This window comes from Cupriavidus sp. WKF15, assembly GCF_029278605.1.
Classification (GTDB): Bacteria; Pseudomonadota; Gammaproteobacteria; order Burkholderiales; family Burkholderiaceae; genus Cupriavidus.
The window spans coordinates 746,757-761,023 of sequence record NZ_CP119574.1 but is presented as its reverse complement, the minus strand read 5'-3'; the positions used below and the strand labels follow the sequence as shown (position 1 = coordinate 761,023).

Sequence of the window (14,267 nt, the reverse complement as noted above, 5' to 3'; positions counted from 1 at the left end):
ACCGCTACACACCCAGCAACAGCGTTGCGCGCCTGCAGACGTTCTCCACCGTGAAGCCGTATTCGCTCATCAGCGCCGCGCCCGGCGCAGAAGCGCCAAAGCGGTCCACCGCGATTACATCGCCGTGCTCGCCAACGTAGCGCTCCCAGCCTTGCGAGACGCCCGCCTCCACCGCCAGCCTCGCGCGCAATGCGGGAGGCAGCACCGCTTCGCGGTAGTACCGTTGCTGGGCGTCGAAGAGCTCCCAGCTCGGCATGGAGACGACGCGCGCCTGGACGCCCCGCTGCGCCAGGTCCTGCTGCGCGGCAAGGACCAGTGAAACTTCCGAACCGGTGCCGATCAGAATCAGTTCCGGCTTGCCGTTCGGGGCATCTGACAGGACATAGGCGCCGCGGCGCAAGCCGTCCGCGTCGGCAAAGCGTGCGCGGTCGAGCGTGGGAACGCTCTGCCGTGTGAGCACCAGCGCCACCGGATGATCGGTGGATTCCAGCGCAACGCGCCAGGCAACGGCGGTTTCATTGGCGTCCGCGGGACGGATCACCACCAGGCGAGGCATCGCGCGCAGGCTGGCAAGCTGCTCCACCGGCTGGTGCGTAGGCCCGTCCTCGCCCAGCGCGATGCTGTCATGCGTGAAAACGTAGATGACATGCAGGCCCATGTGCGCGGCCAGACGGATGGACGGGCGCATGTAGTCGGAGAAGATCAGGAAGGTTGCGCCGAAGGGAACCGCGCCGCCGTGCGCGGCGATACCGTTCATGATCGCGCCCATTGCATGCTCGCGCACGCCGAAATGCAGGTTGCGCCCGGCGCGGCTCCAGCCCCCGCCGCTGGAACCCTGGCGATCAAGCGCGCAGAGACTGGTCGGCTCGAAGTCGCCGGCTCCTTTCAATGCCGTGTAGGTCGATGGGTCCAGGTCAGCCGAGCCGCCGATCAGCGCAGGGTAATGCGCAGCGATGGCATTCATGACCTTTCCCGACGCTGTCCGCGTAGCCATGCCGCTATCGTCCGCGTCAAAGTGTGGGACCGTAGCTTCCCAACCTGCCTCCCAGCCCGCCGGCTCGCCAGCCGCCGCGCCGGGCATGCGCTGCTTCAGTTCACGCGCCAGCGCTGGGAAGGCCTGCTCGTAGCCGGAGAATTTCTCGATCCATCCCGCTTCGGCAAGTCTCCCTCGGGCCCCTGCTTCACGCCAGTGGAGTCGCGCCGGCTCGGGGATATGGAACGGAGGTGCCTCCGGCCAGTTAAGGTTCAGCTTGGTCAGCCGCACTTCTTCCGCGCCAAGCGGCGAGCCATGTGCCTCGAAACTGTCCTGTTTGTTGGGAGACCCATAGCCAAGATGCGTGCGCACCAGAATCAGTGACGGCCGGCTCGTCTCGGCGCGAGCGGTATGCAGCGCCCGGCTGATCGCGTCCAGGTCATTGCCGTCTTCCACACGTTCGGTGTGCCAGCCATAGGCCGCGAAGCGTTGCGCGCGATCTTCGGTAAAGGTCATGCCGGTACCGGCGGAGAGCGTGACGGCGTTGTCGTCATACAGGTAGATCAGCTTGCCCAGTTGCAGATGCCCCGCCAGCGAAGCCGCTTCGGAGGCTACGCCCTCCATCAGGTCGCCATCGCTCACGATGCCATAGGTGAAGTGGTTGACGATGTCGAACCCGTCGCGGTTGTAGCGCGTCGCCAGGCTGGCCTCCGCGATGGCCATGCCCACACCGTTGCCGAAGCCCTGCCCGAGCGGACCGGTCGTGACCTCTACCCCTGGCGTCAGGCCTCGCTCCGGGTGACCCGGCGTGACGCTTCCCCATTTCCGGAAGCGCCGCAACTGTTCGAGCGGCAGTGCATATCCGGCGAGGTGGAGCAGACTGTACAGCAGGGCCGAGCCATGGCCCGCGGACAGCACGAAGCGGTCGCGGTCAAACCAGTGCGGGTTGTCCGGATGATGTCTGAGAAAGCGGGTCCAGAGCAGGTAGGCCATCGGTGCCGCACCCAGCGGCATGCCCGGGTGGCCGCTGTTGGCGTTCTGCACGGTGTCCACCGACAGGAAGCGCAGGGTGTTGATGCAAAGCTCATCCAGACCGGTAGCAGGAAGGCCGGGGGAAATCATCGGGTCCAATCTGGATCTCCTGGAATCTGCACCCCTGTGAAGCGACGGAAGCGGAATCGAGGCGCGAAGGCCGCAGCCATCCGCGCCGGAGTCATTGAGCGGCTCGTTGGTGACTCGTGGGCGGCTCCCAGCCCTCGGCCACACGGCCGATGGCTGGGAATGCCAGGCTTGTCGTCCAGTGTGCCTATGCAGGCCGGGGCGAAATCCTCAGCACTGCACTTGACTGGCTTCTTTCACTTTCCCCACCCGTTCCACATTCCGTAGGATCGTCGGCGTGCCGTCATCAGGCACGGCATGGCGATGCGCCAATGCTGCGACGATAGGCATGCGCCTGTCGCCTGTCGGTACGGTGCCGTACCGGGATGCGGTGGCCCGTGCCGTTGGCCTGATGCGCCTCTGAAGCGCCTGCCTGTCCGCCAGCGTACCGACTTCAGCATCGATTGGCCTCAGCCTTGGTCTGTCGGGGCTGCGTGATGAAGGAATGCTTCCTTCGTGATGCCACGGCGCGCGACTGCCTGTTCAGGGCGGTTCGCATACCCCGGGGACACTCCGCGCCTGCAATCACTAATTTTCGTCCCAATCGAGGTAGTTCAAATGAGATCCACCCACTCCATCGCGTTTGCCACCGGCGCAGCGTTGCTTGCGCTCACTGCCGGCTTCTACGCTCCCCTCGGCCAGGCAGCACCGCCTGCCTCGGTCACGAACCCCAACCCCACGCATGAGACCGTCAGCGAGGGCCTTTCCGATACGGCGATCACGACCAAGGTCAAGGCCGGCCTGATTGATCGGAAGGACCTGAGCTCGGTGCACATCCATGTACGCACACGCGAAGGCGTGGTACGCCTGACCGGCAGCGTTCCAACCACGACGGAACGGCAGATGGCAACCGACGTGGCCAAGGGCGTATCCGGCGTGACGTCGGTGGAGAACCATCTGGGCATCCACAAGTCCTGACGGGTTGGCGGGTTCCTGGCACGCCTCGTTCGGCCGGAGAGGCTGTGTCGTACCTTGCCGGTGGTCGTAACGACTACTGGCCGGTTCACACCAACACAGGAGCAATCATGCACAGGGCAATTACCTCCGCACAGCACCGCAAGCCAAAGCCCGGTGGCTGCGCCTCACAGCCTGCCCCCGAGGAGGGCAATACCTATCAGGCCGCCGTGGATGCATCGCTGGAGATGACTTTTCCGGCGAGCGATCCCATCTCGCCGGGCGCCGCCATGCACGCGGAACGACAGGTCAGTACGCTGCGCGACGAAACAGACTGGAAGCTGGCTGCCGGCAGTCAAAGCCAACCCTCGGGCGCCGGGCCGGCTGCACAACGCAAGGGCAAAACCGGTACGCATTGACCGATTGCCCGGGCCGGCGCCCAACGCCTGTCCGATGGGCTACTACCCACCATACCTGGAGTCACACCATGAACGTTTATGAAATGGAACATCAAAGCAGCGGCCCCCGTGCCACCATCGTCGGCAACGACATGTCCGACAACTCCGGCCCCGGCCCAGTCATCATGGCGGCCGACACGCTAGACGGGAATGTGGTTCTTGGTCCGAGCGGCGACAAGCTCGGCAAGATCAATCACATCATGCTGGATGTTCCCCGCGGGCAAATCGCTTATGCGGTGCTGTCATTCGGTGGCTTTCTGGGCGTAGGAACCAAACTGTTCGCCGTGCCTTGGTCGGCGCTGACACTCGACACCGTACGCAAGAGCTTTGTGCTGGGCATAGACAGGGAGCAGTTGGAAGCCGCACCAGGCTTCGATCACGATCATTGGCCGAGCATGGCGGATCAGCAATGGGCCACCAGTATCCACGAGTACTATGGCGCCGCCCCGTACTGGAAGGCAGGCCGGCACGAGCGGGAACTGGATCTCTGATCGCGGCATGCGCAGCGCATCCTGAACAGTTTCGCAGCGGACTATCACCCGCACCGGGCCAGGAGGCCAGCCGCATCGTCTCCCTGACCCTTCCCGACCTGGTCGCCTGCACGCATCATCCTGACGCGTGCAGGCGGGCAGGGTGACATGCGGCGTGGCAGATTTTCTGCGAGCCTGTGATCATGCCTGAACCGGCTGAACCGCGCCCCGCGAGGCAAGTGGCGCATCTTAAGGTTTCCGAGTCCCCCAGCCTGCATGGCCTGATCAGGCTCGCCATCGGTGTGACCGTTGTCGCCGGGCTCTATCTTGGGCGAGACGTTCTGATCCCCATCACGCTCGCGGTCTTCCTCAGTGTCCTGGTAACGCCACTGGTCAGCTTCCTTTGTCGTATCAAGCTCGGCCGGATCGTCTCGGTTCTGGTCGCCGTGACAATTTCGGTTTCGGTGTTGGTCTTGCTAGGCGGCGTGATTGTCGCCCAGATAACGGCGCTCGCCGTCGACATGCCTCGCTATCAGGCCACCATCGAACAAAAAATCAACACCGTGCATCGCCTGACAATTGGAAAGCTCAGCAGTATGGCCGGCACCGCTGGCAGGGCGCTTCAGCAGGTAACCGTTGATTTGCCACAAGTAGCTCGCGAGCCCCGCTCCGCCTCATCGCAGGCACAGCGCCCCGCAGCGCGTCCGGTCGAGGCGATCGAGCCGGCTTCTAGCGCCTTTCATCTGGCACGGCAAGTGCTCTCCCCTGTCGTCGAGCCGCTTGAGACCGCCTTCATCGTATTCATCGTGAGCATCTTCATCTTGCTACAGCGCGATGACCTCAGGGATCGGGCTATCCGGCTGTTCGGGTCGGGCGATTTGCACCGGACCACCACGGCGATGGATGACGCTGCGCGGCGCCTCAGCCGGTACTTCCTTTCGCAATTCGCTGTCAATGCTGGCGTTGGCGTTGCTATCGGGACCGGGCTCTTCCTGATTGGCATACCAAGTCCGGTGCTGTGGGGCATGTTGGCCGCACTGTTGCGCCTTTTGCCCTATGTGGGAATCTGGATTGTCGCGGTTCTGGCTACCGCCATCGCCGCAACAGTCAGTCCTGATTGGTCGATGGCGATCTGGTCACTGGCGCTTTTCGTAATCGTCGAACTACTGGCCGGTCAAGTCATCGAGCCGATGCTATATGGCCATAGCACCGGCATTTCGCCGTTTTCCGTTGTTGTTGTCGCGATCTTCTGGAGCTGGATATGGGGCCCGGTCGGGCTTATCCTGTCCACCCCGCTGACGCTCTGCCTGGTAGTCCTCGGCCGGCATGTCGGCGGACTCGAAATCCTCGACGTGCTGCTGGGTGACCAGCCGACGCTCACGCCAGTTGAGAACTTTTACCAGCGAGCGCTGGCCGGCGATCCGGATGAGATACTCGAGCAAGCCGAAGTTCTGCTGCGCGACCGATCCCTCTCCTCGTACTACGATGAGGTCGCCATCAAGGGATTGCAGCTTGCAGCCAGCGACGTGTTGCGCGGCGTGGTAACAGCCGCCCAACTGGCGCGAATAGAAACTACGCTGAACGATCTTGTCGAAGGTCTGGAGAGCATTGCCGACATTGAACCGAATCCAGGCGGGCCTGGTGACCACGCGGCGACGTTGGCACCGTACATCACTGAACAGGATTCGCACCAGCCAGGTCCCTGCCCCCCCTTGCCGGGTATCGCAACGCAACCCGCGCGTAGCGCCGACGGCCACGTCCTTTGCATCGCGGGACGGGGCCCGCTTGACGAACTGGCGTCGAGCATTCTCGTCCAGCTCCTCGGCAAGCACGATCTGGATTGCAGGGTTGTCCCTCATGACGCTGCCTCGCGCGCCCGGATGCAAGGTATGGTGGTCACCGCGCCGACGATTGTGTGTATTTTTTATTTGAACATTGAAGGCATCCCGTCCCACTTGCGCTACCTTGTCCGGCGCGTGCAGCAGCGCTTCCCAGATGCGTGGATCGTCGTCGGCCTCTGGCCAAGAGGTGATACCGATCAGTGGAGCGAAACGCTCCAGAGCGCAATTGGCGCCAATCACTATGCCACTTCGGTTCGGAGTATGGTTGACGCATGTCTGGCCACAATCAGAACCGAGAATGCGGTCGATCCTGAGCTACTTCCTGGCGACGTGGGAACATAGAACCTGTTTGCCAAGGCAAGGGAAGAATCACAGTGTCCGCTCAATAACGTAGATGGGCTGCGACATGCTCCTCTCCCGGCAATATTCTCCAACGCTTGCATTCTTGCGTCGCAACGATGTCTGGTTGATCATCCTGGCGCTGCTGCCAGTGTGGATGTTGTTGGCGGTGGTGATCACGGCATTTGCGCTCGGTGTACGTGTCCAGGGGCTCGGTTGGCAGAGCGGACTGGAGCTGGCGCATTGGCAAAGGATACAAAACGGCTGCGTGCAGGCCCGCGGCGAACGATTGCGGATCACCGACTGGCGGCCCGTGACGATCGCCGTAGCCAGCGTGAGCCTGGCCAACTGCCAAGCTGGCGGCGAGACACGGCCTCCCCCATGGACGCCGCCATTCGATCTCATCATCGATGCACTTTCCATTCCCGGCTTGCCGCCGATAGCACTCACCGTCCGCCAGCGCGAGCAGCGCTGGCAGGTATGGGGAAAGTATCAGCACAGCAATGCGACCGCTGCTTATGACCGCATTTCCGGGCGCTGGAGCGCGCAGGGCCAGATTCAGGTGGCTGACATCGCGCCCAGGCTCATGGGCGCGCTGACCTTCACGGGCCATGGGTTGTGGCAAGCCAGCCGACTGGACGGCGATTTGCAGGCACAGGGGCAACAGCTGGGTTATCGCGGCCAGTCTCAACGGTCCGACATGAGGCTCGAGGCCAGCCTCGCCGCGAAAAAATGGCAATTGAATGCCGAACTGGGGGCACCGTTGACGCTCGGCGGTGACTGGAGCCTGGAAGCCCGGCAAGTGCTACGGGCCAGCGGCAATCTGGAGGGGGTGGAGTCCCTGCGCCTGAACCTGCGAGCGGCAGGCCCGCAAGGCACCATAGTGCTGACCCTGGATACCGAGGGCACCGGCGTAGCACGCGGCCAGGGCATGCTGACGCTGGCCGGGCCCTCGCTAGCTGGCAGAGTGCCTATTCGCTGGAATCGGCAAGAATTGGAACTGTTGCCGGCGTCGATACAACTCCCCGAGGGGCTTCTGCTGCGCTGGCCTCGGCCTTTGACACTGCCGCTGGCGTTGGCCGGTGAAAGCGCAATCTCGGCCGAGCTTCAGTATCGCGATCTGGAAGTCAAAACCGTCGACAGCCGGTTGGCCTGGCAGCAAGCCAAGTGGAACTGGCAAGGACGGGTTGACCTGGCAGGCAAAACCGCCGGATACGACCTGACCGGGTCTTGGCAAGGCCGCATCGAAGCCTCCGGGCTGGCGGGGGAACCAGCCAGCCTCACGGTCGGAGGACCAGATTTGTTGCTGGCAGTGCGCGTGCCGGTGACCGGCTTCCAGGCGCCGGGCTGGACCGCGCGCGCGGAGTTCAATGGCCACTATGGCAACGCCCCCTTCACGGGGGCGCTCAGCGCCAGCCTTGCACGAGGGCGCTGGGAAGGTACGGTTGAAGGCGACTCGCGGCTCCCCTTCTATGCACGGGGCGGGGGCCTGAAGTTCGTCGCATCCTGGTTTGGCAAGGATGGGCAGTGGTACCTGGGCACTGGCAGTCGCGCAACGATAGCCGACGGGCTGGTCGGAACGACATTGATCAAGCCGATCGCCGTGGTCGCCACAGCGCCTTTGCGCGTCGGGCCCCAAGGCGTATTCGGCAGTCTGGAGGTCAAGGCGGAGGGCGTCGTTGCGACGCGCTGGGTACTGCCTGCCGTCACCGGGAAAATCGCCGTCGCCGGGCAGCAAGGCAGGGCCACGCTGCGTGCGCCGGCCTGGCAATCCGAGCTGACCCTGACCGCAGAGCTGGCTGGCCGCGGAAGGAACACTGGAGCGAAGGGCATGATGGAGATCAGGACACCGCTGTCTGCATCCATGAGCCGCAGCTTGGGCTTCACTTTGAAGCAAGGCATGCTCCATGGCCAAGGCCACTGGCAGTGGCAGGATGACTGGCGGCTGCAAGGCGACATATTCGTGTCCGGGCTGGCGCTGGACTGGGGAGGCATTCTGGCCACGGGTGGCAATGGGGCTGCGCATATTGAACTGCACAGAAATGGCGTAACGCTCACAAGCATAGGCCCGATCATGCTCGCCGAACTGGATGTGGGCACCCTGGTGCGCAATATCCGCATGACGTTCCAATCTGACTTGACCACCTGGCACGCCGTCGATGTTTCCGCCGACGTGCTAGGAGGCCATATGCACGCCGCCACCTTGCAATGGCCGTCCTCTCAGTTTCAGGCCGTGACCATCAGCCGCATTAACCTCGCAGAGGTGGCCGCGCTGCAAAGCGATCCGAACCCGACCGTTCAACTCGCTGGCCGCGTGGGCGGCAATCTGCCGCTACAACTGACAAAGGACTCCCTGGCCTTGCAGTCGGGTCGCGTCAGCAACGAGGGCCCCCTGTTACTCAAGGTCTTGCCATCTGCCGGGGTCAGCGCGATGGGCCAATCCAATCGCGCGGTGGCACTGGCGCTCGATGCCCTGAGCAATCTGGCGATTGACGAATTCGAGGCGCGTCTGAATATGAAACCGGACGGCTGGCTGGATGCCGCGGTCACCATCAAAGGCCAGAACTCGCAGAAGACCAGCTTGCCAATCGTACTAAACTACACGCACCGGGAGAACGTGTTCGAGCTATTGCGCAGCTTGCGCATTGGGGATGATGTCTCCCGGCGGGTACTGAACCGGATGCCTGCAGAAGGCTCGCGCAGCGATGACGTGGAGGACACGCCATGAAACCTGTTTTACTTGTCGCTTTACTGCCTCTGGCTGCCTGCACGCCTCGGATCGCCCTTGAGGCCCCCAAAGACCCGATCACCATCAATCTGAATGTGAAGATTGATCACGAGATCCGCCTCAAGGTGGAAAAAGATGTCGATAAACTCATCAGTGAAGACCGCACATTGTTCTAGGAGCCAACCATGAAAATGGCGACACGATTGATGGCAGTGCTACTGCTGTCTGGCAGTACGCTTGCCATGGCATTGGGCCTGGATAGTGCCAAGTCACAGGGGCTCGTGGGGGAGCAACCAGATGGTTATCTGGGTGTTGTCAAGGCGACCCCGGACGCAGTGGAACTTGCCGCGGATATCAATGCGAAGCGCCGCGCGGCGTACGACGCCATTGCCAAGAAGAACGGCGCCACTCTGGAGCAAGTGGCGATCCTCGCAGGACAGAAAGCCATAGAGAAGGCGGCGCCCGGATCCTTTGTCAAGACTCCTGAAGGTCAGTGGATAAAAAAGTAGTGCTCAGCGGAAGCACGAGTACGATTTCACCCGCTTTCTGGCGAATATCCGGTCAGAATCAATTCTGATTATTTGATTCAATTGCCGTAATTAGTTCTGGCAGTTTGATCTTTGGATCTTACCACCCTGACGTCAATCAGGATGGTATCTAACTTTTTATGGAGACCGGAAGGCATTAATCGATAAACTCGATTGCATAGAAGCTATGTATTAACAAGCGTGTTCAGTAATGCAATCTAATCGTCAAACTCAAATCACCCCCAACGTAGGAGAAGCTGGCAGCGGAAAACGGCGGTGCGCCGAGCCATCCTACGGCATCATTTGAAAAACCATATCCTTCGGTAGGAATTCCAAGCGAATTTGTATCCAGCTTACCATTCATATTCTCATCATGTGCGACGGCTATGGCATACGTTCCCGGTGGAATTCCTTCAAAATTGCATTGCGCCTGATTGCTCTTAACCCTTACTGACATGATATTCCTCGCTGAATGCAGATAGTCTGCGGGGAATCCGACTGGCGATTCAAAAAGAGTGCAAGCCACCATGCCTGTGCTGCTTCGAATGCCCAGAATCTGTATATGAATCGATTGCGAAAAGGCGGGATATTGATAGGCTGAACATAGCAGTACCGCAAACAATGCTGCGTAACGAGCTGTCTTCGGCGTGCGCTTCACGGGAATATTGCCTGCAACGGAAGCCACAGCCTTCGGATCAGTTGATTCAATCATGATTTTCCTCGCCACTACCAGACCGTTGGCGATGTTGCGGTCGCAGTGCCGCACCATTCCCTCAATGGGCAACCTAAGCTCACTTTAGTGCCTGTGGAGACGCCCCGCCATGGCGAGCGCACCTCGCTGAACCGAGCAATGATGAGCCGATACCAGGCCTGCTGAGAGGTCAAATTTTGGTGTTGATGCTCAGTTGCCCCCGGGGCAAATAGGGTGCGCACCGTCGAGGGCAAACTGGTCCCACCCAAATCGCCGGCGGACTACTCATCCACGTCGCCACTGGCCCAGCTTTTCGTCGCCGTTTTCGCCGCATCGCCATGCACGCGCTCACAGTGGCAGTGGGTCACGCGTTAACGTGACGCGCGAGGCTCATGGGCATGAAGGCAGCAACTTGCAGGACGCCGGGATAGACACGTCGCATCGTCTCGCTGCGACCCACGCCACCGGTGTCCCCACCGCACGATCATACAAGGAGTCGAAAAAGCCACACCGCCGGCGGCGCAGGCCACCACCATCACGCCTCGATGCGCCAGAGTATGCACATCGATTTTGTAGCTTTGTCTACCTAAACTTCATGCATGTTTCATGCTCGGCCCTTCCTGAGCATTCTTGACAGACAATATCGGTGGCCAATTGCAAAGCGTCAGACGCGTTTCGCGCACTACGTTCGCCTTTGAGGACTTGGGCAGATATTACGAGATGTATAAGGCCAAACATAGGCGCGTCGTCTGCGCAACAAGGAAAACGCCTCATTCTGGCTTGCCGAGAATTTTCCAAATTGCCAGGAAGAAGAACATGCCATACATTCGTGCCCTCATCGCCGTATTCGTGGTCCACGGTGGGCTGAACCATCTGCTGGGATACGTCCTTGAGCCTAGCTCGCTCGTCTCCGTCGCAACGGGCATGTGGTTCGGCCTTGGATACGCGAGAGTCTTCCGAGGCTTCCCAAAGGCCGACACCTTCAAAGCTGCGTTCAAGGGAGTAATCATGGCAATGCTCTGGCCGATCGTGCCGGTCCAGCATCGACCACGATGACCACGAACGCGCCAGAACCGCTCTGCGGGCGGTTATTTTTCAGCCCACCTAACATCCCGAAAATGCGGAGGGTTTTTGAGATTGGGATCGCGGGCTCGTCGACAAGTTGTGTCGCAATTGGAATGCGAAGCGGCTACGATCCCCTGGACTCCTGATGACCTTAGCGAAGAAGGCCTGCCGCCAGCGACATCGCGCTTGGCGCTGAGCCTGAAATCGACCGTCTCTTCTGCTCGGTTAACCGCACGGTAAAGATAGACCCACTTGTCACGGACCTTCACATACGTCTCGTCGACACGCCATGAACGAACAGCGGAGCTCGCAAACCGATTCCAGCGCGTGACGAACTCCGCCGTGAAGCACTTGAGGCAGCGCGTGGTCGCCGAGTGCGCAAGCGACAGACCTCGCTCGGCCATCATGTCAACGAGGTCTCGAAGGCTGAGCTTGTAACGCAGGTACCAACGCACGCACATCACACTGATTTCTTGGTCAAATTGGCGGCCGCTGAAGAACCAGTCGATGGGTCTAAGTTTACTCATTGCGCGCTCGCGCTCGTAAAAATAGCCGAGCCTCCGGTTTGGACCAGAGCCCGTCACGCCCTCCTAATAGAACAGTCTTCACGAATCAGTGCCCACGTCAATCGTTGTTCAACCCGCGTTGTCGAGGCGGAGCATCTTATCTTGTTACCCTTCATAGGCACCGTCGGTAAACGGGGTCAGCCTTGCCGATCCGCGTGCCATCGGTGTATGAATCGAACGTACCCGCCTTGCCACCATCGGTATAGGGATCGCGCGGCGCCTTGATGCTGCTGGCATCCGTGAACACATCCCTTGTTGCGCCTGCATACTCCTTGGCGTGCTCTAGCCAAAGGGGCCAACATCAGAACCATGATGTCGGCCCAAGCTGCTCGCAGCGCTCGCATTCTGGCGCCAGCCCTGCCCGATCACTTGCCGTACTTCGCCTTCACGTCGGCCGTGCACTTGTCCTTGGCATCGCCGGACAAGGCATCGCATTTCTCCTTGTCGGCTTGGTACTTGGCGTCCATGGTGTCCTTCTTGGCGTCGCGGCGAGCCTCGGCGACATCTTTGCTGGTGCCGGTGTCGGCGGCCTTCTCGACCTTGACCGCTCCAAGCGCCTTCTCGTGGGTAACCTTGGCTTCCTTCACACAAACGTCCTTGGCGTTGCCCTTCTTGTCGCCGCACATTTCCTTAGCCACGTCGTAGTCTCGATCGGCCTTGACCTTGTGCGCCTTTGCCTGGGCCTGGGCTGTGCCGTCGCGCATGGCTTCGGCGTTCGCCTTCGCGACATCCCGATCGCGCTTGGCCTCCGCCTTGCAAACGTCCTTGGCGTTGGCCTTCATGCCGCCGCATTTGGCGCTGGCGGCTTTGTAGTCAGCGTCGGCCTGTTTCACTGTGGCGTCGTAGTCTGCCTTCGAACCCGCGGCAGGCGCGGTTAGTGCCAGTACAGCTCCTCCCGGCGCGATAGCCATCATCCCAAACAAGGCAGCGAATAGCCATTTAGTCATCATGTCGCACTCCCTATCCGTAGCAGGACTTCTCAGCGTTGCGTATTGGCATTTCCAGCCGCGATTTTTCGAAGGCCCTGCAAAGAGACTACATCGCTTGCATGCCTGGCGTCAGAATCCAAATTCCGAAACTCGCGTCGGACAACTCCCACAGACCGAGCATAGCCTGCACACATGACGACGTGAGACCCGGTGTCACATCGGTGCCGGCCAGGGGCTGCCGCCCCTATCTTTCGGGCATACCAGTCATGCAATCTACAACCAGTAAGCCCACACGCGCGCGGTCATCTCCTTCATACGCATACCGATCGAACGGTCGTTCCATTGTTCAAGCGTGATGGGATTGGATGCGGCGAGGTCCACCTCGAACATGGCTTGCATCTGCGCCCCGAACTCCTGCCCCAGGACGACGGCGTTGACCTCGTCGTTGTGCAAGAAGCTGCGCCAGTCGAGGTTGGTCGAACCGATGGTGGACCAGACACCGTCGATAACCGCTGTCTTCGAATGCAACAGGACGTCACGCCGCTCGTAGAGCTTTACGCCGGAGCGCAACAGCTCGTCGTAAAAGGAGCGTCCGGCGAAGAACACCAGCCACGAATCGGTCTTGCTCGGGAGGATGAGTTTGACATCAACACCGCGAACTGCGGCATCCTTGAGCGCGGCTAGCAACTGCGGGTCGGGAACGAAATATGCGTTAGTCAAATACACGCTGGTTACCGCGCTGCCGATTGCCGACAGCAGTGTCGCGTAGATGAGACTGTAGGGCTCATCAGGCGAACTGCCGATGGCGCGCACGACCTCCGTTCCTGTATTGCCGAGTTGTGGAAAATAATTCTTCGGCGCAAGCGGTTCCCCTTTTTGCTTACCCCACGTTGCCAGAAACAGCTTCTGAAATTCGCGGACCACCGGCCCTTCCACTTTCAGGTGGGTATCACGCCAGGGCGGGCTTCCATCGGGTCGAGGCCTGGATTTCGGCCTGAACGATCCGCTGGAATAGACGCTGCTGATGTTGATCCCGCCAAGGAACGCGATCCGACCATCGACAATCAACAGTTTGCGGTGATCGCGTTGATTGACCTCCCACCCCTTTTTTGCGGACATCGGGTTGACCGGATTAAACTCCAGCACCTTGATGCCGCTGTCGGAAAGGCGCTTGAAATATTCCTTCGGCGAGTTGATCGCCCCCACGCTATCGTAGATGAGATTCACCTGTACACCCTGGGCCTGCTTCTCAATCAGCGCATCGGCAAAGCGATTCCCTACCGCATCGTCTTCGATAATGTAGGTTTCCATGTTGATATGGTCTTTCGCACTGCGGATAGCGGCAAACATGGCCTGAAACGTGGCTGGACCGTCCTGCAGCAGAAGCACCTTGTTACCCACCACCAACGGGCTGCCGACGATGGCCGCTTCGAGCGCCAGATGCCGATCAAAGATATTGGTTTCATCGCCGTGGCTCTTGAGGCGGCTGAGAATCTCCTTGCTTTGCTGGGCCGAAAGCGGACCGTGCGCGCCCCCGAGTTGGACGGGCTGGTCGGGGCGGCTCCTCATATCCGGGACAATGGTCGGCAACACGCTGCATCCGCCCGCGACGGCAAGCGAGATCGCCA

The 14,267-nt window shown here is 60.7% G+C and carries 11 protein-coding genes and 1 pseudogene; 7 read left to right on the top strand and 5 right to left on the bottom strand.

The features are described 5' to 3' along the window. Positions 1-4 precede the first annotated feature (4 nt). Positions 5-2,095, bottom strand: a complete 2,091-nt coding sequence (tkt, locus tag CupriaWKF_RS33570) for a transketolase (RefSeq protein ID WP_140950661.1) — start codon at positions 2,093-2,095, stop codon at positions 5-7. Between the two features lie 594 nt (positions 2,096-2,689). Between tkt and CupriaWKF_RS33565 the strand changes: the two genes are divergently transcribed. The 7 genes from CupriaWKF_RS33565 (at position 2,690) to CupriaWKF_RS33535 (ending at position 9,370) form a co-directional block, all read left to right on the top strand. Next, a complete protein-coding gene (locus tag CupriaWKF_RS33565) occupies positions 2,690-3,049 on the top strand; it encodes a BON domain-containing protein (protein WP_181184449.1) in 360 nt (119 codons plus the stop codon). A 44-nt stretch (positions 3,050-3,093) separates the two neighbouring features. Further along, the gene (locus tag CupriaWKF_RS33560) at positions 3,094-3,444 is read left to right on the top strand and encodes a hypothetical protein (protein ID WP_258234585.1); all 351 of its coding nucleotides are present in this window, start codon (positions 3,094-3,096) and stop codon (positions 3,442-3,444) included. Positions 3,445-3,512: 68 nt separating this feature from the next. After that, positions 3,513-3,974 (top strand): PRC-barrel domain-containing protein, encoded by a 462-nt coding sequence (locus CupriaWKF_RS33555; protein WP_140950653.1) that lies wholly within the window; start codon positions 3,513-3,515, stop codon positions 3,972-3,974. A 182-nt stretch (positions 3,975-4,156) separates the two neighbouring features. Then, on the top strand, positions 4,157-6,136 hold the full coding sequence (locus CupriaWKF_RS33550; protein WP_140950654.1) for an AI-2E family transporter: 1,980 nt from the start codon (positions 4,157-4,159) through the stop codon (positions 6,134-6,136). Between the two features lie 103 nt (positions 6,137-6,239). Next, entirely contained in the window at positions 6,240-8,861 is a 2,622-nt protein-coding gene (locus CupriaWKF_RS33545; protein ID WP_258234586.1) for a YdbH domain-containing protein, read from the top strand. After that, positions 8,858-9,037, top strand: a complete 180-nt coding sequence (locus CupriaWKF_RS33540) for a YnbE family lipoprotein (protein WP_039008218.1) — start codon at positions 8,858-8,860, stop codon at positions 9,035-9,037. The genes CupriaWKF_RS33545 and CupriaWKF_RS33540 overlap by 4 nt, the downstream gene beginning before the upstream one ends. 9 nt (positions 9,038-9,046) lie before the next feature. Further along, entirely contained in the window at positions 9,047-9,370 is a 324-nt protein-coding gene (locus CupriaWKF_RS33535; protein WP_140950656.1) for a YdbL family protein, read from the top strand. Positions 9,371-9,593: 223 nt separating this feature from the next. Here CupriaWKF_RS33535 and CupriaWKF_RS33530 read toward each other — a convergent pair whose 3' ends face one another. The 4 genes and pseudogenes from CupriaWKF_RS33530 to cls form a co-directional block, all read right to left on the bottom strand. Further along, positions 9,594-10,100, bottom strand: a complete 507-nt coding sequence (locus CupriaWKF_RS33530) for a DUF2141 domain-containing protein (protein ID WP_258234587.1) — start codon at positions 10,098-10,100, stop codon at positions 9,594-9,596. Between the two features lie 1,217 nt (positions 10,101-11,317). Then, positions 11,318-11,671: pseudogene (locus CupriaWKF_RS33525) on the bottom strand (DDE-type integrase/transposase/recombinase); the annotation flags it as partial. Between the two features lie 404 nt (positions 11,672-12,075). Continuing rightward, positions 12,076-12,660: a hypothetical protein gene (locus CupriaWKF_RS33520; protein WP_140950812.1), complete on the bottom strand. Its 585-nt coding sequence runs from the start codon at positions 12,658-12,660 to the stop codon at positions 12,076-12,078. Positions 12,661-12,912: 252 nt separating this feature from the next. After that, positions 12,913-14,208, bottom strand: a complete 1,296-nt coding sequence (cls, locus tag CupriaWKF_RS33515; RefSeq protein WP_140950815.1) for a cardiolipin synthase — start codon at positions 14,206-14,208, stop codon at positions 12,913-12,915. Positions 14,209-14,267 lie beyond the last annotated feature (59 nt).

What these genes read in the sequence shown, in the direction of transcription:
- CupriaWKF_RS33540 (WP_039008218.1), top strand. Translation starts at nt 8,858, where the DNA reads ATGAAACCTGTTTTACTTGTCGCTTTACTGCCTCTGGCTGCCTGCACG.
- CupriaWKF_RS33565 (WP_181184449.1), top strand. Translation starts at nt 2,690, where the DNA reads ATGAGATCCACCCACTCCATCGCGTTTGCCACCGGCGCAGCGTTGCTT.
- tkt (WP_140950661.1), bottom strand. Translation starts at nt 2,095, where the DNA reads ATGATTTCCCCCGGCCTTCCTGCTACCGGTCTGGATGAGCTTTGCATC.
- CupriaWKF_RS33555 (WP_140950653.1), top strand. Translation starts at nt 3,513, where the DNA reads ATGAACGTTTATGAAATGGAACATCAAAGCAGCGGCCCCCGTGCCACC.
- CupriaWKF_RS33550 (WP_140950654.1), top strand. Translation starts at nt 4,157, where the DNA reads ATGCCTGAACCGGCTGAACCGCGCCCCGCGAGGCAAGTGGCGCATCTT.
- CupriaWKF_RS33535 (WP_140950656.1), top strand. Translation starts at nt 9,047, where the DNA reads ATGAAAATGGCGACACGATTGATGGCAGTGCTACTGCTGTCTGGCAGT.
- cls (WP_140950815.1), bottom strand. Translation starts at nt 14,208, where the DNA reads ATGAGGAGCCGCCCCGACCAGCCCGTCCAACTCGGGGGCGCGCACGGT.
- CupriaWKF_RS33520 (WP_140950812.1), bottom strand. Translation starts at nt 12,660, where the DNA reads ATGATGACTAAATGGCTATTCGCTGCCTTGTTTGGGATGATGGCTATC.
- CupriaWKF_RS33530 (WP_258234587.1), bottom strand. Translation starts at nt 10,100, where the DNA reads ATGATTGAATCAACTGATCCGAAGGCTGTGGCTTCCGTTGCAGGCAAT.